Raw genomic sequence first — 24,692 nt, forward strand, 5'->3', positions numbered from 1 at the left:
CATGCGAGGTGACATCCCTTGTTGCGAGGGTTTTATACCGCGGCCAGCGGCATGATGGCCCAGCAGCGCCGCATCGAAATGTGGACAAACAATATCGCCAACGCCAATACGCCTGGATACAAGTCTGACCAGGCGGCATTGCGCGCATTTCCGGAACTGCTTCTTTCGCGATTGGACAAGGCAACCGTGCCAACGAAAACGCCGCGTTCATTTCCGTTGCAGCCAACGATTGGTTCGATCAACACAGGCGTCTATATGCAAGAACTCATCCCGAATTTCCGCCAAGGCGATATAAAAGAAACCGGACAGCCAACCGACATTGCGCTGATCAACGGGACGCTTCCTGTTGATGCGGAAACAGGGAAGGAAGGAACGCTGTTTTTCGTCGTGCAAAACGAAAACGGTGACATCCGCTATACGAGAAACGGCAATTTCACCTTGAATCCACAAGGTTTTTTAACGACCAATGACGGCTGGTACGTATTAGATGAAAACGGCCGGCGCATCGAGCTCCCAAGCACGAATTTTGCCGTGAACGCCGATGGAACGATTGTCGCAAACAACACCCGCATCGCAAGAATTAACATCGCTTTTGCGGCGAATCCAAATACGCTTGTCAAAGAAGGAAACGGCTTATTCCGCAGCGAAAACGGCGTCTTGCCGAGCGCACTTGGCAACCCGAACATTACATACACGCTGAAACAAGGCTTTTTAGAACGGGCAAACGTAGACTTCAACCGCGCGATGACGGAAATGCTTTCTGCATACCGCGCTTTTGAAGCAAACCAAAAAATCGTACAAGCTTATGATCGAAGCATGGATAAAGCCGTGAACGAAATCGGTCGGCTCAAATAACGAGTAGGGGGATCAATACGTGTTACGTTCGATGATTACCGCTGCCAATACGATGGCGCAGCTCGGGCAGCAGCTCGACGTCATTAGCAACAACATCGCCAACAGCAACACAACCGGATTTAAACGGCGCGAAACGAACTTCGGCGAACTGCTTGCCCAACAATTTACGAATTTACCAAATGACAAGGCCACTCGCCTTACCCCAAACGGCGTACGGTACGGCGTCGGCGCGCGCCTTGCCGAAACAAACCTCGTGCTTGCACAAGGGGCGCTGACGAAAACGGACCGCGCCTTAGACGTTGCCCTTGCAAAAGAAGGACAATTTTTCCGCGTCCTCGTCCAAGGAGAAAATGGCGCGCAAGAAATCGGCTATACAAGATCTGGCGCATTTTATTTAACTCCGTCCGCTGAAAATCCAAATGAGCTGATGCTGGTCACAAGCGATGGCCATCCAGTGCTTGACGAAAACAATGCGCCGATTTTGCTTCCGGAAGGCTTTAAAAACATTACAATTTCCAATAATGGCACCATTACCGCTGTCGCTTCCGACGGCCGTGTGATGAGAAGAGCCAATATCGGCATTACAACGATATTGCGGCCGCAGCTGTTGCAATCGGTCGGCGATAATATATTTACCCTCCCGGATTTAAACGCGCTGAACGTCAATGAAACCGATGTCGCGGTGAACATGATCGGCAATTTGCGCAATCAAATCAGCATGACGCAGGGCGCTCTCGAACAATCGAACGTCGACCTTGGCACGGAATTAACCGATATGATGATCACGGAGCGCTCGTACCAATTGAATGCCCGCGCGATTTCCCTTTCCGACCAAATGCTTGGTTTAATTAACGGAATCCGTTCATCATAAGGGGACATTTATATGAATGAACAACACCAAGAAGAAAAACAAGAGCATAAAGAAGAAGCGAAGACAGAGCACCGCCGCAAATTTCAGCGCACCCGCCTCATTCCGATTTGGCTTCGCCTCGTGATCGTTTTTGTCCTGATGACGGTGAGTCTTGCCGCTGGCGCGATGATCGGCTATGGCGTGATCGGCGACGGCAGCCCGTTTGATGTCTTTAAACGCTCGACATGGCAGCACATCATCGATTTTGTCGAGAAGCAATAACAAGGCGAACATAGAAAGGAGACTATGTATGCTTGACATCCAACAAATTCAAGCGATCATTCCGCACCGCTATCCGTTTTTATTAGTGGACCGCATCTTGGAAATTGAAGAAGGAAAACGCGCCGTCGGCATCAAAAACGTCAGCGCCAACGAATCATTTTTCGTCGGCCATTTTCCGGAATATCCGGTCATGCCTGGCGTCTTAATCGTCGAGGCATTGGCGCAAGTCGGCGCGGTGGCGATGCTGAAAAAAGAAGAAAACCGCGGACGCCTCGCCTTTTTCACCGGCATCGACAACTGCCGCTTTAAAAAGCAAGTAAAACCAGGCGACCAGCTTCGCCTTGAAGTCGAAATCATCCGCGCCAAAGGCCCGATCGGCAAAGGAAAAGGTGTCGCGACAGTGGACGGCGAACTCGTGTGCGAAACGGAAATTATGTTTGCGCTTGGCGACAAGAAAAACGACTGATGCCTCGCTCTCCTTTCGGCAGCGAAAGGAGAGCCTATTTTGTTTGTCCGGGAAAGCTGATTTTTGTGGTAAAATGGACGTCAAGAAGGAGGTGAGGAGACGGTGGAGCGGCTGATGGAACAAATTCTTTTTGAGTTGAAAGAAATGCGTGTGGATCTAAACGAAGTGAAGCAAGGCCAAAAGCAATTAGAATCGGACATTCGCGAGCTGCGCGCAGGTCAAAAGCAATTAGAATCGGACATTCGCGAGCTGCGCGCAGGTCAAAAGCAATTAGAATCGGACATTCGCGAGCTTCGCGCAGGTCAAAAGCAATTAGAATCGGACATTCGCGAGCTTCGCGCAGGCCAAGAGCAATTAGAATCGGACATTCGCGAGCTTCGCGCAGGCCAAAAGCAATTAGAATCGGACATTCGCGAGCTTCGCGCAGGCCAAAAGCAGCTGGAATCGGATGTACGTGAACTTCACTTAGGCCAACAACAGCTAAAGTCCGATGTTCGCACGTTGCAGAAGGCGGTTGCTGAACTCCAGGAGGGGCAAGTGCGGGTCGAACAAACCATCGACAAACTTTCTCAAAGTATCATTGACAACTTAGCTCCTTATTTTGACACAATTACCCACCATATCGATGAACGATATGAAGAAATAAACGAGAAATTACAGCGCCACGACCGGATGATCGAAACCCTCTCCTATCGTTCTCTCGCGCAAGAAACCGAACTCAAAGACCTCAAACGAATGATACAAAATTCCTCATAAAATGCATGAATTTCTCCTTTCTGGGAAACATAAGCAAGGACCGGTCTTTACATAAGGTCAACAACATTCCCAGAAAGGAGAAGAACCGATGAAGAAAAAGTGGCTTTTATTCAAACTGTTCAGCGCTTTCGTCGCCCTATTCATTGCGGCTGGCTGCAATGGTGACAATGACAACGACAATCCGCCGCCGCCAAACAACAACGTGGATCAAAATGACAATAACAACATCAACGATCGGGACATGAACCCGGCGGACGACATCAATCAAAACGATGACGCCGACAACAATATGAACAATAACGGCGATCTCAACGACAATAAAAACGACCAATTGCCGCCAGGCGACGATACGAACAACACACCAGGCGATGATGAAAACGATAACGTTCCGGACCGTGAAGACCCAATCGAAGACCCGCAAGATACAAACGATAAAGACAATAAAGACGAATAACGAAACAAGGTTGCCCTACAAGCAAGGGGCAACCTTATTTTATTTATGCGAAGTCGCGATTTTGTCAGCGGACGACCAAGCTATAACCATATTGTGAACGCTTTCTTAGCTACAGAGGAAAAATGTTGCCTAGATATATCTATCCTTATCGTTTATAATGGTTACGGTATGATATTTGTTAGACGACAAGGGATTTATTTCTAGGAGGTATAATCATCATTATGGAAGAAACCATCAGCCTGCGCGAACTATTCGAAACATTGCGGAAACGTTTAATGCTTATCGTACTCATTACTGCCTTAGCGACAATTATAAGCGGCGTAGTCAGCTACTTTTTTTTAACGCCGATTTATCAAGCATCGACACAAATCTTAGTCAACCAGGCAAAATCGGAACAGCAGTTATACAATTATAACGAAATTCAAACGAACGTGCAGTTGATTAATACGTATAGCGTCATTATCAAAAGCCCGACAATTCTCGAAAAAGTAAAAGAAGAATTAAACTTGGACCGCACGGTGGATGAGCTCAACGGACAAATCCAAGTTTCAAGTGAAAAAGATTCGCAAGTGTTCTCGGTGACCGTTCAAGACCCGGATCCTGCCATGGCCGCCAAAATCGCCAACAAAACGGCAGACGTCTTTAAAAACGAAATCGTCAAAATTATGAATATCGACAACGTAAGCATACTCTCTAAAGCAGAGGTAAAAGAAAATCAAGAACCTGTTAAACCGAAACCATTATTAAATATGGCGATTGCCTTCGTCGTTGGATTGATGACAGGCGTTGGACTTGCCTTTCTACTAGAATACTTAGATAACACGATTAAAACCGAAACGGATGTCGAAAAACATCTTGGACTGCCAGTGCTCGGTGCAGTAAGCGTCATTTCGACGGAAGAATCGAGAAAAGCGAAAAAACAAGTAAGCATGGTGAAAACAAGAGGTGAAACCATTGGCTCGTAGAGATCGGAAAAAAATACAAAAAATAGAGCGAAGTTTAATTACGATGGAAGACCCGAAATCGCCAATTTCGGAACAATACCGGACGATTCGGACGAACGTGCAATTCTCGTTTGTCGACAAAACGATGCGTTCCCTAATGGTCACTTCGGCAGGTCCTGGGGAAGGAAAATCAACGACGACGGCAAACTTAGCGATCGTTTTTGCCCAACAAGGGAAAAAAGTGTTGTTAATTGACGCCGATTTACGCAAGCCGACGGTGCATTACACGTTTCGCTTAAACAACTATACGGGGTTAACCAACGTACTAACCAACTCCGCGCCGTTATTGCCGTCATGTCAAGAAACGAGTGTAGAAAATTTATATGTTCTTACATCCGGCCCCATTCCGCCAAACCCAGCGGAGCTTCTGAGCTCCAAGACGATGGAACAATGCATACAACAACTGTATAACGAATTTGACTTGCTCATTTTTGACACGCCACCGGTGTTGGCGGTGACGGACTCGCAAATTTTAGCGAATCAATGCGATGGGACAATATTGGTCATCGAAAGCGGCGGAACGGAAATCGAGGCTGCCGTAAAAGCGAAGGAACTATTGGAAGCGGCCAACGCGAAACTGCTTGGCGTTGTGCTGAACAAACGGAAACACCGCGAAGGCGGCTACTACTATTACTATCGATATAAATAAGGAAGGGAGGCTTCCCGATGATGGGAAGCCTTCGATATGGTGCATAGAGGGTGAGAGTGATCGTGAAAAATTTTCTCTTAACGGTGTTGCTTTTGGTAAGCTGCGTGTCATTTATTATAGCGGGGCAGCTGTATTGGCAGAAAAAAATTGATGACACGGTGAAGCAGGCGATGGCCGAAGCACCCAAGCAAGAAGCAATCGAAAATGAAAGCAAGCTGATGAAATATGCAGCTCAGCTGCCTTCCGAAGTGCAAAACAAGATCAAAAATGCGATCCATACAAACCACCCGGTGCGGCTTGTCATTGTCGGTTCACAAGCAATTTCTTCTTCTGAAAAAAGCTGGCCGGCTTTGTTCAAAAACGAATTGGAATCTACATACGGCAAAACAAGTATTCGAAGTGGTCGTCAAAGAATATGGAGATATGACAACGAAAGAAGCATTAGAGGCGAATGTAGACAAAGAAATCATCGATGCGAAGCCAGATATTTTGTTATGGGAGCCATTTATATTAAACAATAACGGTGTCATCGAAATCGAAGATACGTTGCAACAGATTGACACCATCATTCAAAACATCCAATCCGCATTGCCGGATGTGACGGTGATGCTACAGCCGCCGCATCCGATTTATAACGCTACATATTACCCAACCCAAGTGGAAGAGCTTAAAACGTTCGCGAGAGAAAAAGGATACACTTACTTAGACCATTGGAAAGCATGGCCGGATTACAAAAGCGAAGAGCTCAACGATGTTGTCAATGAAAACACAGACTTGCCAAATGAACGAGGCCACCAGCTATGGGCAGACTTTTTGATCGGATATTTTATCGCCAAATAAAACGCGCACCACATGTTTCATGAGGTGCGCTTTCCTTATTACGATGCCGTTTTCAATTCCAAATGTTCTTTTAATTTATTCGAAATCGCCAGTCTCTCTTCTTCTGGGACAATCAAGTAATAAGTACCGTTAATTGTCGTCCCTTTTCCGGTAATATGGAGCTGCTCAATATGGTGGCGGGCCTCTTTGTAGTTTGCTTGAATCTCTTGCATTTCATCAAACGTTAAATTTGTTTTCATGTGTTTTCCGATTGCTGCTAACACTTCATCATAATTTGTAAGGGAAGAAAAACTTGCCCCTTTTTGAATGATTGCTTCGATAATTTGCTTTTGCCGGTCTTGGCGGCCAAAATCGCCGCGCGGGTCGCTTTTGCGCATGCGCGAATATTTCAACGCTTTCTCCCCGTTTAACGTAATTTCTCCTTTCGGGAACGTCACCCCTTCATACGTAAACGCAAACGGGTTGTTTACCGTCACACCGCCGACCGCATCGACAATATCGCGGAAGCTTTCCATGTTGACTTTAATATAATAGTCAATCGGAATATCTAGGAAATGTTCGACGGTCGCCATTGTCATCTCTACACCGCCAAACGCATACGAGTGATTGATTTTATCTTTTTTGCCTTTTCCGATGATTTCCGTGCGTGTATCGCGAGGAATGCTGACCATTTCTATTGATTTTTTATTCGGATTGACTGTCATTACAATTAATGAATCGGCGCGGCCGCGGTCTCCTTTTCGCTCATCGACGCCAATTAATAAAATGGAAATTGGTGTTTTCTCTTTAAACGATATTTCGTCATCCCGCTTATCGGATTTCCAGTCTACATTTTCATACATTTGATTTGCCGTCTGTTTCACATGGTGATAGATCGAATAAGCGTATGCTCCAATACCGATGAGAAGGACAGCGACAATCCCGCCAACCCAGCGCAGCCATTTTTTCTTTTTTCGACGTTTTGCTCTCATGTATAACCTTCCTTTAGTTATATAATTTTTAGTTTAACTATTACGATTATAGAGCGTTTTTCCATGTAGTACAACATAAAGAAGAAGGGTGCTAGGAATTATTCACCACAATATCCATAAAATTCGACAGAATTCCGCAAAAAACACCGATTGATAGCCCTATTTTCCTATGTTATCATAATAAATAGTTGTTTAGTAACTCAAAAAATAAGGAGGGGTTAGCGATGATCGATATACATAGTCATATTTTGCCTGGCGTTGATGATGGAGCGCAAACGATCGATGACGCCATCACAATGGCGCGCGCCGCAGTAAAAGAAGGAATTACAACGATCATCGCCACTCCCCATCATAAAAACGGAAGCTATGATAATCCAAAACAATCCATTATTACACGGGCAGCCCAATTGAACGATATCATGAAACAGCACGATATTCCGCTTACAGTATTGCCAGGACAGGAAGTACGCATTCATGGGGATTTATTGAAAAACTTAGAAGCAAACGAAATCATGACCCTAGCAGAAACTTCGTATTTATTCATCGAATTCCCTGCAGACCACGTACCCCGTTATGCCGAACAGCTATTGTTTGATTTGCAGCTAAAAGGCATGATCCCAATTATCGTACACCCAGAGCGAAATGCAGAAATCATCGAACATCCGGAGCGTCTCTACCAACTGGTGAAACGAGGCGCGCTGGCACAGCTAACGGCCTCAAGTGTATCAGGACATTTCGGAAAAAAAATAAAAAAATTTTCCTTACAGCTGATGGAAGCGAACTTAGCGCATTTCATCGCTTCCGATGCGCATAATACGACAACCCGTCCATTCCGTATGCGGGAAGCATACGATGTCATAAATAAAGAATTTGGCATGAACGCCGTGTATTTCTTCCAAGAAAACGCCGAGCTTCTCATCCGCGGACAAGCGGTATATCGCGAAGAGCCGGAACGAATAAAAAAGAAAAAATTTTTAGGCTTGTTCTAATATGTTTTATGGTAACATCGTTGTCATAAAACATATTTTTCTTTTCTCCTGTTTTTGTCGAATCGTCGCTGATTTCTACGAACGATGGCAAAAATGGGGGCGAAAGATGGATGGAAAAATGACGAAATGATAGTAATGTATGTAAAATAGAAGAGAGATTATGGGACTAGGCAGTCGCCTGCGCTTTTCGATTTCGGTGATGTCTAGCTTCGCCGCCTAGCTCTCTTGCGCCAAATAACCTTCGCCCTTGAAGTGCAAGCACTTCCGCGGGCGAAGAACATTTGGCTTCGAGAGCTAATCGCGGCGGCTCAGCTTTTCGGAGATGTCTCCTTTCCGTTATCAATGGAGGCACTCGGCCATGCCGTGGGTGGGGACGATGACGGTCCTGCCACCTTAGACGCTAGTCGTCGAGGGTGTGGTGTGAGGGCGGGTTAGATGCCCGGTTTTATATGAATTTAGTTGTGGTCTATCGTTGTGAATAGATTAGAACTAAATTCATATATTTATTTTTGTTATCAAATACATAGAAAAGAGGGATTTCGTTGAAAAAAGTACGCAAAGCGATTATTCCCGCAGCGGGGCTCGGCACGCGTTTTTTACCAGCAACGAAAGCGATGCCGAAAGAAATGCTTCCGATCGTTGACAAGCCAACGATTCAATACATTGTCGAAGAAGCGATTGCCTCCGGCATTGAAGATATCATCATTGTCACAGGGAAAGGGAAACGGGCGATCGAAGACCATTTCGACAACGCCTATGAACTGGAACAAATATTAATGAAACAAGGAAAACTGGACTTGCTCGAAAAAGTGAAAGAACCATCGAAAGTCGATATTCACTACATACGCCAAAAAGAACCGAAAGGGCTCGGCCACGCCGTTTGGTGTGCGCGCAACTTTATCGGTGACGAACCGTTCGCCGTCCTTTTGGGCGATGACATTGTTCAAGCGGAAACGCCATGCTTAAAGCAGCTAATTGACCAATATGAACAAACATTCAGCTCGGTCATCGGCGTCAAACGAGTGCCTGATGAGGAAACACACCGCTACGGCATTATCGATCCACTCGAACAACACGGACGCCGCTACCAAGTCCGTCAATTCGTCGAAAAGCCAGCGCCAGGCACCGCGCCATCGAACTTAGCGATCATGGGACGATACATACTCACGCCGGAAATTTTCTTATTCCTTGAAAAACAAGAAGTCGGCGCCGGCGGCGAAATCCAGCTCACCGACGCGATTCAAAAATTGAACGAAATCCAGCGTGTCTTCGCTTACGAATTCGAAGGCAAGCGCTACGATGTCGGCGAAAAGCTCGGATTTATCCAAACGACGATTGAGTTTGCGTTGCAGAATAATGAATTAAGAGATGATTTGATTCAATTTATAGAACAAGTTCTTAAAAGAGAAAAAGACTTTGGAGAAGTTTAAAGCACTCCTGTGATCAATAGTTTAAAAGGAGAGGTAGAAAGTGGGGGTTAGCTCCAGCAAACAAAATGATTTTTTTAAGGAATATGCAGTTGCAATAGATACACAGCACACAATAAGAAAACAAAACGCAAACGTAAAATATTATCCGTATGTAAAGCGACTTTTAGATATACTGTTGTCATTGTTAGCATTACCGATTGCTATTCCTATTATTTTAATTTTTGCTGTTATTATCAAACTAGAAACGCCGGGTCCAGCGTTTTTTCTGCAAGAGCGTGTGGGCTTACATGGAAAATATTTTAAAGTGATCAAATTACGTTCCATGAGAGTTAACGCCGAAAAAAATGGCGCACAATGGGCGGCAAAAAATGACCCTCGTGTTACGAAAGTAGGAGCGTTTATTCGAAAAACGAGAATTGATGAACTTCCGCAATTATTTAACGTGCTGAAAGGTGATATGAGTTTAATTGGCCCAAGACCGGAAAGACCAATGTTTACCGCACAATTTAATGAGGAAATCCCAGGGTTTATTGATCGCTTGCAAGTAAAGCCCGGGATTACAGGATGGGCGCAAGTGAATGGGGGATATGATATTACCCCTAAAGAAAAATTAGAGTTAGATCGTTATTATATTAATAATATGAGCTTTTGGCTCGATCTTAAAATTATTTTGAAGACCATAAAAGTTTGTATAACAGGCGATGGGGCGAGATAGAACAAATTGGAGGAATACATGATGGAAAAGGTGCTTGTTACAGGGGGAGCGGGATTTATCGGTTCACATATAGTGGATAAATTGCTTGAAGAAGGTTATGAAGTAGCGGTTTTTGATAATCTCTCAACAGGCAAATTGGAAAATTTAAGAGATAAGACCTATACTTTTTATGAAGGGGATATCACTAATAAAAAAAAAGTATATGCCGCTGTTGCTGATTTTCAGCCGCATTATATTATTCATCAGGCGGCGCAAGTAAGCGTAGCGAAATCAGTAGAAAATATGGAAGAAGATGCTCGGAACCCGTGGTGCTAGTTGAGCTTTAGCGCTCAACTAGCCCAAGTGTAACCAGGGAATAAGCTAACAATATACCGTCTAGTGCCACTTCAAATCCGATAATCGAATTGGCTCGGATCTCAGTGATACGATAGTGGTCAACCAGAACCGAGAACACCGTCTCGATCACTTTGCGTTTTTGTTGGATCCACTGCTCCCATGTCTCAGACGCACGATGTTTCTGGTTTTTTCGAGACGGAGTCCAAAGCGCCATTTGGTATTCTTCGTACAGCCTTTTTTGCAAGTCACGGCTAATGAATCCTTTGTCCCCAAAGTTATACGGGTGGGGAATTTGGGTCATCACGCTTTCGGCTGCGATTCGATCGTGGCAAGATGCTTCCGTCACCACATACCCCATTGGCAGCCCTTGATCGGTCACTTGAAGGTGCAGCTTCAACCCGTAGTACCATTGCTTTTTGGAAGCGCAATACCCGATGTCGGCGATCTCTTGAAACCGTTTGGCGCGATGCATTCTTGCCGTATGGCACAACGGGAGCGGCAAGCTGTCAACGACGGCATAGGCATGATGTTGACCGCGTTTTGCCAGCTCATGACGGATCCATTTGATGGCGAAACCAAGCGCCCGGCAACGGCGGTTGTATCGGGAGCGTTCAAGAAACGAGCCGTTTGTGAACAAATTTCCCGTGACAAAGCGATGCCACGCCCGTTCAGAAGTAAAACCGAGCAGCTTTCCTAAAAGATGAATGGCGATGATGACAGCGTCCTCTTGCTTGACCAAATGGCGATTTCGACGATGAAGATGCACCTGAATGCATGAAAGTTGAGCAGAAACAAAAACGAAAATGGCGGCATATTGCTTTTGAATCTTGGCTTGATCTGTAGTAAAATGAAAGTGCTCTTGCATGGGGATTCTCCTTTCGAATGGTAGGTCGCACTTTCATTCTACAGGAGATTCGCCAGCAAGGGCTATTTTTATGCTTGCTCAAGTTTATCTAGCACCACGGGTTTAATGTAATATTTATTAAATCTCTTGGATTATATGCCCCAGTATTGGGAACGATTAGCTCATTTTTGGTAATGCTTATTTTGAGGAGCGTTGAATTCAGTAAAATTTTAAAAATAAAATTTCCTATATTCACTTTACTGTTTTTCTTGTCTATTTTTTTTATTATATATATTCTCATGTATCTTTAATAGTGATAAAAATCTAGTTTAATATTTCGGTTTTTCAAGCGACAGCATACCCTAAGCAATGAATTCCTCTTCCTTGTGATTAATTAATGTACTTTAAAAGATTTCCACGACTGCTCATGGTGTTTACAATCTTAAGAAGTTAGTTCAGTTCTGATGATGGGCAGACCTTTTGGTGTTATGTTAAGAAAACAGACATGTTAAACAGCGAGAAAAGCTCTTGCTTATGTAGCTACTTTTCTCTGTTTAGCGTAGTAAGCAGCTTCAAATTTCACATGGCGATACATAGTCAAGGGATGCACATGCCTTCTTTTTTAAGGACGAGTGCCTGTGCATTGCGATTCGACAAGTAGACAGTATAAATTGAGTTGATGCGAAGGAATGAGGGCTACGCAACTCTGGTTTCTTTTCTCGTCTTTTTCCAAGTGTCACAGAACCCTGAGAGCCTGTCAAGGAAAGCGCTGAATCGGCCGGGCGCAGTTGGAAGTGTTGGACGAGCGGGTGAAAGCGAGACGAGCGATTTTTGACCGTTACGTACAAGCGTTAGGGGATATCGAAGGCGTACACTTTATGCCTGAATTGGAAGGCACGATGTCCAACCGCTGGCTGACGACGTTGACGATTGATCAGCAAGCGCTTGGTGTAACGCCAATGGATATTATCAATGCGCTTGCGGAAGAAAATATTGAAGCGCGTCCTGTATGGAAGCCGCTTCATCTGCAGCCTGTGTTTAATGGGGTAACGTATTACCCGCATCAAGAAGGTTGGAGCGTTTCGGATGAATTGTTTGCCAATGGCATTTGTTTGCCGTCTGGCTCTAGCATGACCATCGACGAACAAAACCGGGTTATTGATGTCTTTATCAAAGCGTTAAAACGATAAATAACCGTTTGCAAGCCTTCTGTTGAATTCGTTCAGCAGGAGGCTTATTTAATTTTTACGTTGGAGGTGACTGTTGTGACGAAGAAAAAGACTCTGCAGCCAGAAACCGAGCGTTTCAAACATATCTTAATTGAAGCGTATCAACGCGGGGAATTGTCCGCCAATATGACCGCGAAAGACATGGTTCGGGAGCTTGCTCATCAGTTAAAACCAATTTTTAAAGGGGATAATAATAAGTAGTATTGGGAGGTATGTATGCCATCCTTTCAACAGCTGCCAAAGTCCATGAAAAAGACGATCCGCTACATTCTTCAAGATGTCTAGTCGCTGGAGAAATTGGAGCGGATAGAAAAAACGATTCACTATTATATTCAAAAACGGAAGAAGGAATTAAAAAGAATGATTCGTTTAAACAGATTAGGTGATGGTATGAAAAATAAGCTTGTTCTTTGGGGGCTTGTATTCGCATGGTGCGGGATGATTTATTATTTTACGGAATCTTCCATGTTTACTGGTGCGAATACGGCAAGTTGGATTAGTGAAATCGTACAAAAGCTGCCATTAGGGCATGTCGATCATATCAATGATGGGTCTTTGCCATGGAATTACATCATGCCGCATCTTTCGGTATTCGGTCTGCTTGCGGTTTTGGTGTGGAGAGCGTTATATCCATGGCGGTTTGCGGTGGTTAGCGCGTGGGTGTTTGCGCAGTTTGGATGAATGGCATCAGTCGTTTCAGCCGGGAAGAAGCCGCTTGTGTCCAATGTTGTGATTGACGCGTGTGAGGTGGGAATTGCTTTATTTGTTGTGTGGATTTTATTTATGAGAGACATGTTCTTAAGTGTGATAAAGATTACGAATTCCCTCTATGTTTTGCATCATGGTTAGATCCTCTGCTTCCTCTTCTAGCTATACCCGCGTATCCATTCCATTGGTTAGTTTTTCAACAACTACACCCTAGATGCTCAAAGATTTCTTTTTTGGATGTTCACTTATTCATGGTTCCATTTTTCCATTGATGTGGTTTATTGTTTTGGAAAAGTGGATGATGGCTTCGTACAGAATATTGCGCGGCTAGTCGCAAGAAACAGGCGTATAAAAATTTTTTATGATAAATTTTTAGATAATTCAGATAAAAATATATGGTAACCTGCCGACTTGTGAATGTAATAATAACTGCTGTAGATGAAAAGGGGGAGTATTTATGGAAGAGTATAAGGATAAAGTAAAACAACTAGAAAGGATTTCTTACAGTGAATACTTAAGTGAGTTTGCTGGGGAATTTAAAAAGATAAGAGATTGGGATAAGGAGAAAGGCCTAGTTAGATTTGAAAAGATGGCTCAGTATGAAATTGAGGTTCTTTCTCTCCATGCCCAAACACCGATTGTTAAAATCAATGATAGAGGAAGATTTATTCCTATGATCGAATATAAAGATGGAACAAAATGGCCTGATATAGAGAATTTTACTGGTGAACAAATAGCATATTATGAACAGCGTCTAGAAGAAACGGAAAACGTATTTTTAAGGGCTAGATACGCTGACTTTCTGTTTGAACATGGTGATAAACACGGAACTAAAAATAAGTATGAAATTTCTAAAATACTCTTGCCATCATTGCTTGAAACAGCCGAAAAGCATTTAGAAAAAGGGAATTTTTATTTATTTGTTTCTGATCTGGCAAGAGCGGTTGAAGTTTCTTTGAAAATGGGAAATAAAGAATGGATTGAGATCATACTCAAAAAAATAGAAAGCACTTTACACATGTTTGATAAGAACAAAGACTACAGATGGACATTGGAACTGTCTAGGCTGTTAAGAAATATCTTAGGCAGCAAGTTATCAAGTTTAGTTGACGAAAATATCGTGTTGTTGTGTATCCACTTGCTAAACAATGGAAGAAAAAGTTATTGGGATAATAAGGAATATTATATGCATCGCAAGTTTTGTGAAGAAATCATCCATTGGAAAAAGTTCAAGAGAATTAGCAAAGAAGTGGAACAACAATTGCAGGTGGAAATCGGGCGGTCTTTTGAGGAAGAGGCGGTGCATCAACAAGGCAGAGAACAAAAAAGTAGCATGGTAAAGGCCCATTTTTATGAACTAGCGATGAGGCATTATGCGAATATTGGAAAGACAGATAAGGTTGAAGAAATGAAAATACTTATAAGAAAAGCGTATAAAGAATGGGAAGAGAGTGACGAATTATCTGTTGTTTCTGCGGAGGTTCCAATCCCTACTCACGAAATAGAAAATATGATGCAACCTTATCTTGAAGTAGATGTAGCAGAATCGATAGACATGATAGCGAAGCCAATTGATTTTATCCCTGATATTAATAATGTCGAAAAACTAACGAAGGAACTGATGACTGCTTACCCCCTGTATCATTTAGTAACTAAAGGATTAATAGATGATGAAAAGAAAGTCGCTGAAGCTAAAAATGATGAGGAGTCTTACCAATGGGCTTTCTCACAAAATTATATGTTGCATCTACAAACAGTTTTAAATATGGCTCTTGTCCCTTTATTTGATAAATTGATTAAGGAAAGAGGGCTCACGTCAGAATTAATAATAGATAAAATTTTTGCATGGTCATTAATGAGCGCGAAGAATAAACCATTTGTAGAACTGGGAATAAAAAAATTTTTTGATGGCGACTACGTTAGTTCCATTCACATATTAGTCCCTCAATTCGAATCCACCCTTAGACGAATGTTTGCAGCCGCAGGATATGCGACTACTTCGATCAAAAAGTCTACCGCACAACATGAGGAAACTTTTAATGAATTTCTGAACAGAGATGATATAAAAGAAGCTTTAGGGGAACGCATTCATAAATTGATACAAATGGTAATGGTAGATCAGATGGGGATAAATTTACGTAATAAAGTGGCTCATGGATTAATTGCGTTTGAACAGTGCACGAAGGGTCTTAACTTGTTAGTAATCTACTTATTTTTATTACTGACCAATTATTCAGTGGTCAAAGAAGAAAATAATGCAAGTGAGTAAATTTTTTGTATAGGTTTCAGTCATTGGGCGATGATTTAACGCCTGCTTTGAAAAAAGATTAAGTCAAGGAAATTGTGTAAAAAGAAAACGGCAAAAAGCGATTTTATTTTCCGGTGATCCAAGTTCGCTGTACTGATAGTGGAATTTTATACAATATTTAATATCGGTATTTATGAGTTATAATGTAAGAACATATAAATCATCACACGGAAACCGCTTTAAAACATCACTAAGCCTTTGTAGCTGTAGGCTTGGATCTCCATCTAAGAATCCTATATATCCATAATCACTCATAGATACACGTGTGAAGTGTGCCCAAATCGCTTCTCAACCCTTGATATATAAGGGTTGAGAAGCGATTCCTAGTAAGTGTCTAACTCGGGGCAGTCGTTTCTTCGAATTTTGTCGAAGTGTTGAGGTTGAGCGGCAGAGGTGTATAGGATTATAATCATATATAGAACAAACGTTCTTTAGAGGGCGAAGTGAATGAGATGAGCAAGGCGAACATGGGTGCCTCATCAGTTTTACCATATTGTGTGTCGCGAGAATCGCCGTGATCCGTTGTTTCAAGAACCGAATGATTTTCTCGCTTTTTTGCATATCCTCGGTCAGCTTCATGAAAAAATTCCGTTTGAAATGGCTTCTTATTGCCCTCATGACAAACCATTTTCATTTATAGCTACGCTTACAACACGAGCCTATTTTGAAAATTATTGGCGCTCATTAATAAGCGATATGCCAGTTACTATAATACACGCTACTGCTTTACAGAACATGCGTTCGAAAAATGCCATGTCAGCAAATTCATTGACGATGATAAAGGAATGTTGGAAATGAGCCGTTACATTCATCTGAATTCTATCGAAGCCCGTATCGTGCATGTATCAGAACATTACCGCTGAAGCTATTTTTATTTGTACATGGGTTCAAAAGTTTCTCCACCATCATTTATGAATATCGATGTGCTATTACATTATTTTCTCGGTACTACAGCAGAACAAAAGAAAAATATGTGAGGTTTGTAAAAGAGTGCGATTCCGTCTGTTCAAGTAGTTGATCACAATGGTAACAAGAGGTATATTGGTAGAACTGTGGGATAGCAATATGAAATTAAAACTCAATTGTCTTTGTTTGTTAAGTGAGCTAAAATTCAAGATAAGCAGCAATGATTCGATTCGGTTTACTTTTGACGAAGGAAGTGAAAAGTGGTGCAGGATTTTTTAGAAGATGGGAACTTAATGCCTGGGATACACGAATATACATGTAAAGAGTTTGAAGAGCAATTTGTACAAAACTTCCCTCATTCCGAATCGCGTCCTGATATCTATGAAAAGTTTTGTATATGGATCAGGAAATTGGTGAAAATGTTACCACCTCGATATATATGGTTAGATGGTAGCTTTTTAACGACGAAGCTGAATCCTAACGATATTGATTTGGTCGTTTTTTATCGTCCGGAAGATATAGAATCTAAAGAAGTATCAGAGGTGTTAGACAACTATATTCATCAGATATCCCGACAGTACCGTTGTGATGCATATTTTTGTCTAACATTGGAACACTATCCTCCAGAGGTTAAAGCTAGGATATCTGGGAATGTTGCTATAATGCAAACTTATTGGATGGGGCAGTTTGGTTTTGACAGAAATAGAAAGCCTAAGGGGATTGTTGAAATACGTCGTGAAGAATTAATGAAGTTAGGAGGTGTTACTCATGATGTCGCCTCAAGATTGGATGGATAGAAAAATTCGGGAAACGGAATCAATCATAAAAGATACGAAAGAGCAACTTTCTGTATTAGATATTCCTGATTATGTGCAATCATTACAAATATCATCTTTTAAGCGGCGCCTTGAAGATCTTAAAAAAGTAAAAAAAGAAATCGAAAGGGTTTCGAACAGAGAAGAAATGGTATTAACAATGCATCCCCCTAATTTACCAAGCGGAAAAATATCTGTACGTGCTTTTACTTCAGTATTAAGTGGTTTACAAAATTTATCGGATAGCATTGCAAATACTCTCTTTAATCAGCCAAGTGAAAAAGGAAAAATACCTCAAGATATTCTTGAGCAAAATGAGTTTATCTTAAGAGAAACTAAAGCAGGATCTTTCAAAGCTGTTTTGGAAGTTAAGCATCCGGAACAGCATACACTTGATGAACCAATGCAATCGCAAATAATAGGTGAATTGTTTAAATTATTAGAATCATCTGATGTGCCAGATCAACTAGCCGAATTGATTTCGCAATTAGGACCAAGAACTTTAAAAAACTATATTGAGTGGACAAAATCCATTAAAGAATTAAATACATCGATAGAATTGGAATGGACATCACTATACAGATCACCATCGCGTATATCATTAAATGTAGAAAAAGCAGAGCGGATTTTTAAAACTCTTAGCGATTTTTCTAATACGACAGAAACAGAAATAAAAATAATAGGCAGATTAACTGGTGCGAATATAAGAATTAAAAATTTTGAAATTGTAACCGATGAAGGTGAAAAAATTACAGGAAGAATAAGCAAAGATGCATTAAAAAAGATTGAAAATTTGGGTCTTAACAAAAAATGTGAAGCCGATTTACTAAAAGTTACTGTTATCGGACCGGCAAATCGGGAAAAAGTATCTTGGACTTTACGTGATATTAGATTATTATCGTAGAAATTGACATTTACTTTTTTAATTTTAGGCAGTACAAAGAAAACTGCCATTTACAATCTTGGCAACGGCTTAGATTTATTCCGTCAAAGAAGTGATGGAACAGAGAATATTTAACATTTCATTTATATATCCTTTAAAAAAAGAAGGTGAACTTTTTATGAATCAATTTCAGATAGGATTTACAAATGGAAAATCGGACTTATCTATTGGGTTTGATACAAATATCTTGCTCGATGCGATATACAAAAGTATTCAAGGAAGTCCACTTTCTTCATTAGAAGTAAACTCATTATGGCAAGCTAAAGATTTCCTAGAATCAATTGTCCAATTTTGCAATGGAACCCATAAAATGAGTACAGCAGGTATATCAGGGGGGGAAGCATTTAGCATATACGTAAATGCTCTTGAGTTTGAAGGTACTGTAGAAGATATCAAAAAGTCTGTATCAGAACATATTAAAGTTTTAAATGAGCTTGAGAAAGGAAATACAGCAAATGAAGATGATGTAGGCTCAATCGTAGATGTTTTTCAGTCCATTTCTAAATATTTAAATAATGAGGTCTTAAGTTTTACCTCAAGTAATATCGGGGGTTGGAGAATTTAAATATGAGAATATCTGCGATTGGTAATTTAAAGGCTACAGTTAGTGATATGTTTAATTTTGAAGATCAATTAAAAAATCTTTCATTAAAGATATATCCATCTGTTGCTTTAAAGGAACTGATCGTAAATGATCTTATACCAATTGTAAAACAACTGCGGGATATTTTAATATCGGAAATTAAAGCTTTGGAGGAAAATGAACAGCATGTTATTTCTTCTAAGGCTAAGGCAGTAAACAAAATATGGTTTAGTCGCCGTATTCAATTTGTAGCAAGTGCTATTTCAGGGACAGATTTGAAATCTTATCCATTAGAGATTATGGAAATATTTAAAGAGATGATCAAAAACATAGACGGAGAAAATTTTGAATTATTAACGTCTCCTATAGACCAGTTAAATTTTACTTTTCAGGAAATTTGGCATCCAATAAAAAAACTACTTGAAAATGAAGTAGGAGTTACAAGTAATAATAATAAAAAGTTTGTTAAATTAACATTTCCAAGCCAGCATAAGGATAATGTGTTCTTAAGTGGTATTTATGCTCATGAAATAGGACATTATTTTGACCGAAATAGGGGACTTTGGTCCAAAATATTTGCACAAAAAGTTTTGTCCCACCCTTATTTAAATAAGTTAGGAAAATTCTTTTTCAAACAAAACAATCATCCAGCTTCCATTGCGGAAATTTCATCTTTTCTCCATGATACAGTACTGGGGGCATGGCTTCGCGAAGCTATAGCCGACTGTGTGGCAATATATTTATTAGGACCTGCTTTTATATTTTCTTCCAGTGACTTGCTTACTTCAGTTGTAGGTACGCAAATAATTCAAACGGGGAGCTTGATAGATGTCCCATCCCACACACATCCGCGAGATGGATTAAGATTTAAGTTTCAGTTAAGTGTTTTACGAAAGTTGAAACTGTATGATCCTTTACACGAAAAAATCAAGGAAATCTTAGATACATTAGAAAAGGACTGGGAACAAGCCCAAGTGGTGTATCAGCCTAACATAATTAGTCGCAATTATATAAGTTTTATGCTTAACCAGGAGTCCTATCAAATACTAGAAAGAATATGGGAAGAGTGTTTATCATTGGTTGTTAATGAAGTTGAAGCGCTTATAGGTGATAATTTAATGAAACCATGCCACATAGAAGAAGCGATGAGGCTGGCTGAAGAGAGAATTAAATGGTTAGTTCCGCCGAATGAATTAGACGGAAAACCAGCTAATGCAAAAGCTATATTGAATTCTGGTTGGTTTGCAAAATTATTAGGGGACAATGAAATATTATCTAGAGTTCAAAGTTTGGATGGGGAAAAATCAGAGTACAACTTCTTAGGGTTGCTAAATGGATTAATGAAATATGCGTTGCATGCCTCTACCATCCAAGAAAGGTGGGGGAATTAAATGGCTATTTTGTCTAAAGATAAAATAGAGGAATATTTATCATTAGATGATCATGAAAAGAGATTGATTGTTACTCCAATATTAGACAGAGAGAAGCAATTAGGAGCTTCGACAATAGACCTGAGGTTAGGAACAAAATTTAAAGTAGATATGAGAACTAGAGAGCCATATATTGACCCGATGGAGAATAATAGACCAATAGAAACTTTTTTTGATCAGACGTATCGAAATTTTGGTGAAAAGTTTTTGTTATATCCTGGCCAGCTTGTTATAGCATCTACCTTCGAATATGTTAGACTGCCTAGTAATTTAATGGGATTAGTAGTTACACGTTCCTCATGGAATAGACTGGGGGTGACTATATCTTCTGTGGTACAGCCAGGATATGCCGGTGTATTGACATTGGAGTTAGTAAATCGTTCTTCCAATCCAATAGCAATTTATCCGGGATTAAGATTTGTCCAATTGTTATTGTTTGAGGTAAAAGGGGATACAAAAATACTTGATTACGCATTGCAATCTCTGTCTAAATACGTGGCTAATACGGAACCTTTCATATCAAATATTTTTAGAGATAAAGATCTAGAGACTCTCATGAAGTTTATATGACAATTAGTAATGGGTATGTAATCAATATCCAAAAATAAAATATATTGGTTACGTCCCTGTGCATTGCGATCCGAAAAGTAGACAGTATAAAATCGGTTAAGCAGGGGAATCAAGTGCCTAAATGGCTCTGATTCCTTTCCTTTTCTTTTCTCGTCTTTTCCAAGCGTCTCAGCCCCCTAAGGCCTGTCAAGGAGAGCATTTGACAGCCCCTCAGATTCTGGGAATGGATGGTTAAGACAAGGAAGGAGAAAATATAGCCCTCTAATGGATTATCGAAAAAAGCCATTTATAACCTCGGCAACGACTTAGGATATTCCGTCAACGAAGTCATTGAAACATGTGAAAAAATAACCGGCCACAAATCCTTCATTGAATACACCGAACGCCGTCCGGGCGCCTCGGCGCGTCTTGCTGCATCCCCGCATTTACGAATAACTTGGCTGAAAAGCGGAATATTCGTTGGAACAAATCATAGAAAGTGTGTGGAAATGGCATCAGCGGAAAGGATTACAACGATAATGCCGCCCTTGTTGTGGGGCGGCGTGTTTATTTATGACTAAAATTAACGGAATATTCTGTATATATTTGATTCGCTGCACCGTGCATGGCGGCGATGGAGTTATGGAATAGTACATAAATCGTGGGTATATTTTCACAAAAATGTAATGGAAGGAAAAGGATTGAGAGGAAAGGTGTCGAAATAAAAGGATTAGTGTCAATATCACGAATATGGAGGGGATAAAGTTGAGTTTTTTTCGGAAACTCGGCAGATTGGCAGGGAAAGCAACGGGAGCGGTGATAGGTGGCGCGGTGAATGTTGTCGGTGAAATAACAGGCAGCCAATGGATCAAAGAGGTAGGCGATGGCGTGAAAAAAGCGTCTGAGTTTGCCGGCGATACGTTTGGCCAAGCGGTAGACGGCGTATGGAATACGGCGTCTGGCATCATTCAAAAAGATGAAGCGAAGATCGAAAAGGGCCTTGGAAACATCGGTGAATCGATTTCGCGCACGGCCAAAGGAGTATACCAGACGGCCAAACATACATACCAAAACGGAAAAGAGGTCTATGAAGGGCTGCGCGATGACGATGAGAAAAAGATCAAAAACGGATTGACCAATATTGCCAAAACGGTAGCTGTAGGAACGTTGGCGGTCGGAATCGTGGATGTGATCGATGGCGCTGACCATAGCGATTGGGCAGAAAGCGATCAAGATCCGGACAACATAGGTAATGGGGCAGATGCCAATGGACATTCTATGGGTTCCTATACCGGCTATTCCGAGGTGGCAGTCAGCATCGAATCGGAAGAAAATCCGGGGACACATCATGTCCGTCCTCACTGGGTGGAAGGACATTGGCGCGATGGGCAATGGATTGAAGGATACTGGCGTGATGGGGATGGAAATACCGATGTGAACTTGACAGAGCAACAAGGCGGCGGCTATGAGCGGACGAATCCGGACGGGAATCCGGGTAATAACCTGGCATAAATTAGATGACCTTCTTTTGTTTCAAGTGGGGAATAAACTTTTGATAATAGCCAAGACGGCGAGGGAGGGAAACGGGTGAAAGAAGAAATATTGCTTGTAAAAATACATAATTCCTTAGCGGAAGGCAAAAGTGATTATGAAGCTACTCGGGGAAATTGGAGGATGAGTAAACATAGATTTCCGTATATTCAATATGTTGCAGGGGTACATCATGGAAAAGTCGTTTGTGTCTTTCAGCCTGAAGAGTGGGAGATTATCGAAGAAGGACCTGATAAGGGGAGAAAACGTTTTGCAGGTACCAAAGCTTCTAGTGAAGTATTGAAAAAGCTGCAAATGGTAGAGGACAAAGTTATGAGGAAATTCGGAAGCGGGAATGCTATTGCTTATCTTTCATTGGATGAATTGGATCAGTTAGTGAGCAACTACCAAACTATAAAATATGCAAAGCATCATACGGCTAAATCAAACGATGTGGGGGAAAACGTGCTTGACCGAATCAAAGGAGGGCTGTTCGGCCTTGCGATTGGCGATGCGCTGGGGGCGACGACGGAGTTTATGAGTGCCGAGGAAATTCGCGGCACGTACGGAAAAGTGACTGACATCATCGGCGGCGGTTGGCTTGATTTACCACCTGGGGAAGTGACGGACGATACGGCAATGACGATTGCGGTGGCGAAAGGGATCATTCGGAATAAGGAAAATCCGATTGCTGAAATCGGAGAGGAGTTTTTGAAGTGGTATAAGACCAATCCCCCGGATGTCGGCAACATCATCCGCACCGTGTTTTCGTTGTATGATGGCGATTGGTTTGAGGCTGCGTCCCGGGCTTGTCGGGAGCTTGGTGGCCTTTGCGCGGGGAACGGGTCGTTAATGCGCTGTTTGCCGATTGCGCTGGCGTATGCGGATCAGGAAAAGATGGAGGAAGTCACGGTCCTTCATTCGAATATGACACATCATGATAGTCAAGCGGCGGAAGCGTGCCTTATTTATAACCGCATTGCTTCTCGGTTGTTGCATGGAGAAAAGCTGTCAGCAGCGATTAGGCAAGAAGTTGTTCATACGCGATATGAACCGCTTTTAACGGTTGAACCGGCCTGTTCGCCTGACGGTTATGTCGTGCATACGATGAGCTGGGTTCTTCATTGGCTGTTGCGCTGCGAGTCGTTTGAAGACGTCGTCATTTCAGCGGTGAATATGGGCGGCGATAGCGATACGATTGCGGCGATTGCTGGGGGATTGAAGGGATTAGAAGTCGGATATCACCAACTGCCAAGCCGTTTTACTGAAAAGATCGTCTGTGCCGATGAGTTGGAAGAGCTGGCGGTGCAATTGGTAAATATTCGGGGTTAGTCGGGTGGAGTTTGCCGCGGCCTTCCTATTTGGCTGATCGGTTTGAGATAGGATTTATAGGTTTTCAATAATTTCCATCGATGTTTCTTTGTTCGAAATTTTTGTGAATGATGGGGGGATGTATGATGCTAGCTCATCGATTGGCTGAAATACATTCGAACTTTGGCATTTATAGTGAATCACAAATCAATGGGAACGTTGACTTTCATATCGTATCGGATTTGGAACAAGTTCCGGAGTTGAATTATTTAGTGGATTTTTATGAAGCGTATTTCCAGCATTATAAAAAAGCAATGGATCCATCTCGGAATTATTGGTCTTTTAAGAGGGACAATATTGCCCGAAGTGTGGATTTGCCGTTTATTGGGCGTAAGGTTGTTGAGCAAGGTAAGGCAGAGTATATCTTTGTGTTTAAGGGTTCCTTGCAGAAGGAAGAGAAGCTGAGTATGACCGTCCTTTCTTGTTTTTGGATTTTTGAAGACGTACAACCTTATCAGTCATTTTTTGATCGCTATTGGCCCAATACCAAAAATTATGATCCGCTTGTTCGAAATTTAGGGATCACCAGGGATATTGCAGAGAGATCATATGTGACGGATTTTGCTAGGGTAGCTAATCATAGAGGGATCCGGGATATGAAAAAGTGCAAGGAACTGTTAATGGACGAAATACATTTATTAAATCCCCAACTGGTCATATTGGTCGGTTCAGAGCCAAGAGATGCATTTAGCCACGAACTTCGGCTGCATCCGGAAAAGTACATGAGTGTTCCGTTTTCGTTAAAAGGGGTTCCGAAAAAGACACAAATAGAGGGTCCGCTTCTCTATAAGCAACTGCGTGAACGTCTTTATCATTTGTTAGACAAGGAAAAGGGTCAGGTTCTGTGAAGCACCGAGAATGGTCGATAGATCTCTGGGT

27 protein-coding genes and 1 pseudogene are annotated in these 24,692 nt (G+C 41.8%); 26 read left to right on the top strand and 2 right to left on the bottom strand.

The window, feature by feature from the left end:
• The first annotated feature begins 18 nt into the window (after positions 1-18).
• The 9 genes from NXM86_RS00845 to NXM86_RS00885 all read left to right on the top strand — a co-directional run bounded on the left by NXM86_RS00845 (position 19) and on the right by NXM86_RS00885 (position 6,156).
• A complete protein-coding gene (locus tag NXM86_RS00845) occupies positions 19-855 on the top strand; it encodes a flagellar hook-basal body protein (protein WP_498958433.1) in 837 nt (278 codons plus the stop codon).
• A 19-nt stretch (positions 856-874) separates the two neighbouring features.
• Positions 875-1,726: a flagellar hook-basal body complex protein gene (locus tag NXM86_RS00850; RefSeq protein ID WP_171699357.1), complete on the top strand. Its 852-nt coding sequence runs from the start codon at positions 875-877 to the stop codon at positions 1,724-1,726.
• Between the two features lie 12 nt (positions 1,727-1,738).
• A complete protein-coding gene (locus NXM86_RS00855) occupies positions 1,739-1,987 on the top strand; it encodes a DNA-directed RNA polymerase subunit beta (protein ID WP_015865287.1) in 249 nt (82 codons plus the stop codon).
• A 28-nt stretch (positions 1,988-2,015) separates the two neighbouring features.
• Positions 2,016-2,453, top strand: coding sequence for a 3-hydroxyacyl-ACP dehydratase FabZ (fabZ, locus tag NXM86_RS00860; protein WP_015865286.1), 438 nt, complete (start codon positions 2,016-2,018; stop codon positions 2,451-2,453).
• A gap of 102 nt (positions 2,454-2,555) precedes the next feature.
• The gene (locus NXM86_RS00865; RefSeq protein ID WP_498958434.1) at positions 2,556-3,209 is read left to right on the top strand and encodes a hypothetical protein; all 654 of its coding nucleotides are present in this window, start codon (positions 2,556-2,558) and stop codon (positions 3,207-3,209) included.
• Positions 3,210-3,297: 88 nt separating this feature from the next.
• The gene (locus NXM86_RS00870; protein ID WP_062678104.1) at positions 3,298-3,663 is read left to right on the top strand and encodes a hypothetical protein; all 366 of its coding nucleotides are present in this window, start codon (positions 3,298-3,300) and stop codon (positions 3,661-3,663) included.
• 221 nt (positions 3,664-3,884) lie between these two features.
• A complete protein-coding gene (locus NXM86_RS00875) occupies positions 3,885-4,628 on the top strand; it encodes a YveK family protein (protein WP_498958435.1) in 744 nt (247 codons plus the stop codon).
• Positions 4,618-5,316: a CpsD/CapB family tyrosine-protein kinase gene (locus tag NXM86_RS00880; RefSeq protein WP_089098240.1), complete on the top strand. Its 699-nt coding sequence runs from the start codon at positions 4,618-4,620 to the stop codon at positions 5,314-5,316. The genes NXM86_RS00875 and NXM86_RS00880 overlap by 11 nt, the downstream gene beginning before the upstream one ends.
• 303 nt (positions 5,317-5,619) lie before the next feature.
• The gene (locus NXM86_RS00885) at positions 5,620-6,156 is read left to right on the top strand and encodes an SGNH/GDSL hydrolase family protein (RefSeq protein ID WP_498958437.1); all 537 of its coding nucleotides are present in this window, start codon (positions 5,620-5,622) and stop codon (positions 6,154-6,156) included.
• A 38-nt stretch (positions 6,157-6,194) separates the two neighbouring features.
• Here NXM86_RS00885 and tagU read toward each other — a convergent pair whose 3' ends face one another.
• On the bottom strand, positions 6,195-7,127 hold the full coding sequence (tagU, locus tag NXM86_RS00890; protein WP_498958438.1) for a polyisoprenyl-teichoic acid--peptidoglycan teichoic acid transferase TagU: 933 nt from the start codon (positions 7,125-7,127) through the stop codon (positions 6,195-6,197).
• Between the two features lie 224 nt (positions 7,128-7,351).
• Here tagU and NXM86_RS00895 point away from each other — a divergent pair, with 224 nt between their 5' ends.
• The 4 genes from NXM86_RS00895 to NXM86_RS00910 all read left to right on the top strand — a co-directional run bounded on the left by NXM86_RS00895 (position 7,352) and on the right by NXM86_RS00910 (position 10,576).
• Entirely contained in the window at positions 7,352-8,116 is a 765-nt protein-coding gene (locus NXM86_RS00895) for a tyrosine-protein phosphatase (protein WP_498958439.1), read from the top strand.
• Between the two features lie 542 nt (positions 8,117-8,658).
• On the top strand, positions 8,659-9,546 hold the full coding sequence (gene galU, locus NXM86_RS00900; RefSeq protein ID WP_498958441.1) for a UTP--glucose-1-phosphate uridylyltransferase GalU: 888 nt from the start codon (positions 8,659-8,661) through the stop codon (positions 9,544-9,546).
• A 112-nt stretch (positions 9,547-9,658) separates the two neighbouring features.
• Entirely contained in the window at positions 9,659-10,261 is a 603-nt protein-coding gene (locus NXM86_RS00905) for an exopolysaccharide biosynthesis polyprenyl glycosylphosphotransferase (RefSeq protein ID WP_498958977.1), read from the top strand.
• 18 nt (positions 10,262-10,279) lie between these two features.
• Positions 10,280-10,576 (top strand): SDR family NAD(P)-dependent oxidoreductase, encoded by a 297-nt coding sequence (locus NXM86_RS00910; RefSeq protein ID WP_498958442.1) that lies wholly within the window; start codon positions 10,280-10,282, stop codon positions 10,574-10,576.
• 7 nt (positions 10,577-10,583) lie between these two features.
• On the opposite strand, the gene NXM86_RS00915 is transcribed toward NXM86_RS00910, so the two are convergent.
• Complete coding sequence (locus NXM86_RS00915; RefSeq protein ID WP_012749546.1) at positions 10,584-11,462, bottom strand: IS982 family transposase; 879 nt, start codon at positions 11,460-11,462, stop codon at positions 10,584-10,586.
• A 752-nt stretch (positions 11,463-12,214) separates the two neighbouring features.
• On the opposite strand from NXM86_RS00915, the pseudogene NXM86_RS00920 reads away from it, so the two are divergent.
• From NXM86_RS00920 to NXM86_RS00980, 13 genes and pseudogenes are all read left to right on the top strand, one after another.
• Positions 12,215-12,631 (top strand): annotated as a pseudogene (locus NXM86_RS00920) (DegT/DnrJ/EryC1/StrS family aminotransferase); the annotation flags it as partial.
• Positions 12,632-12,706: 75 nt separating this feature from the next.
• The gene (locus NXM86_RS00925; protein ID WP_498958443.1) at positions 12,707-12,871 is read left to right on the top strand and encodes a YwzD family small protein; all 165 of its coding nucleotides are present in this window, start codon (positions 12,707-12,709) and stop codon (positions 12,869-12,871) included.
• 96 nt (positions 12,872-12,967) lie between these two features.
• Positions 12,968-13,351 (top strand): VanZ family protein, encoded by a 384-nt coding sequence (locus NXM86_RS00930; protein ID WP_498958444.1) that lies wholly within the window; start codon positions 12,968-12,970, stop codon positions 13,349-13,351.
• Between the two features lie 484 nt (positions 13,352-13,835).
• Positions 13,836-15,647 carry a DUF4209 domain-containing protein gene (locus NXM86_RS00935; RefSeq protein WP_498958446.1) on the top strand — a complete coding sequence of 604 codons (1,812 nt, stop codon included), beginning with the start codon at positions 13,836-13,838 and terminating at the stop codon, positions 15,645-15,647.
• A gap of 510 nt (positions 15,648-16,157) precedes the next feature.
• The gene (locus NXM86_RS00940; RefSeq protein ID WP_498958447.1) at positions 16,158-16,484 is read left to right on the top strand and encodes a hypothetical protein; all 327 of its coding nucleotides are present in this window, start codon (positions 16,158-16,160) and stop codon (positions 16,482-16,484) included.
• 368 nt (positions 16,485-16,852) lie between these two features.
• A complete protein-coding gene (locus tag NXM86_RS00945; protein WP_375217141.1) occupies positions 16,853-17,389 on the top strand; it encodes a DUF6932 family protein in 537 nt (178 codons plus the stop codon).
• Positions 17,361-18,311, top strand: coding sequence for a hypothetical protein (locus NXM86_RS00950; RefSeq protein ID WP_237419642.1), 951 nt, complete (start codon positions 17,361-17,363; stop codon positions 18,309-18,311). The genes NXM86_RS00945 and NXM86_RS00950 overlap by 29 nt, the downstream gene beginning before the upstream one ends.
• 157 nt (positions 18,312-18,468) lie before the next feature.
• Positions 18,469-18,915 (top strand): hypothetical protein, encoded by a 447-nt coding sequence (locus NXM86_RS00955; protein ID WP_081189993.1) that lies wholly within the window; start codon positions 18,469-18,471, stop codon positions 18,913-18,915.
• Between the two features lie 2 nt (positions 18,916-18,917).
• Positions 18,918-20,324 carry a hypothetical protein gene (locus NXM86_RS00960; protein WP_087960298.1) on the top strand — a complete coding sequence of 469 codons (1,407 nt, stop codon included), beginning with the start codon at positions 18,918-18,920 and terminating at the stop codon, positions 20,322-20,324.
• Complete coding sequence (gene dcd, locus NXM86_RS00965) at positions 20,325-20,933, top strand: dCTP deaminase (RefSeq protein WP_081188978.1); 609 nt, start codon at positions 20,325-20,327, stop codon at positions 20,931-20,933.
• A gap of 744 nt (positions 20,934-21,677) precedes the next feature.
• The gene (locus NXM86_RS00970) at positions 21,678-22,424 is read left to right on the top strand and encodes a hypothetical protein (RefSeq protein ID WP_498958450.1); all 747 of its coding nucleotides are present in this window, start codon (positions 21,678-21,680) and stop codon (positions 22,422-22,424) included.
• Positions 22,425-22,586: 162 nt separating this feature from the next.
• Positions 22,587-23,774 carry an ADP-ribosylglycohydrolase family protein gene (locus NXM86_RS00975; protein ID WP_498958451.1) on the top strand — a complete coding sequence of 396 codons (1,188 nt, stop codon included), beginning with the start codon at positions 22,587-22,589 and terminating at the stop codon, positions 23,772-23,774.
• 122 nt (positions 23,775-23,896) lie between these two features.
• On the top strand, positions 23,897-24,661 hold the full coding sequence (locus tag NXM86_RS00980; protein ID WP_047819115.1) for a hypothetical protein: 765 nt from the start codon (positions 23,897-23,899) through the stop codon (positions 24,659-24,661).
• The last annotated feature ends 31 nt before the right edge of the window (positions 24,662-24,692 follow it).

It is taken from the genome of Geobacillus sp. CX412, assembly GCF_027942335.1.
Lineage (GTDB): Bacteria > Bacillota > Bacilli > Bacillales > Anoxybacillaceae > Parageobacillus_B > Parageobacillus_B toebii.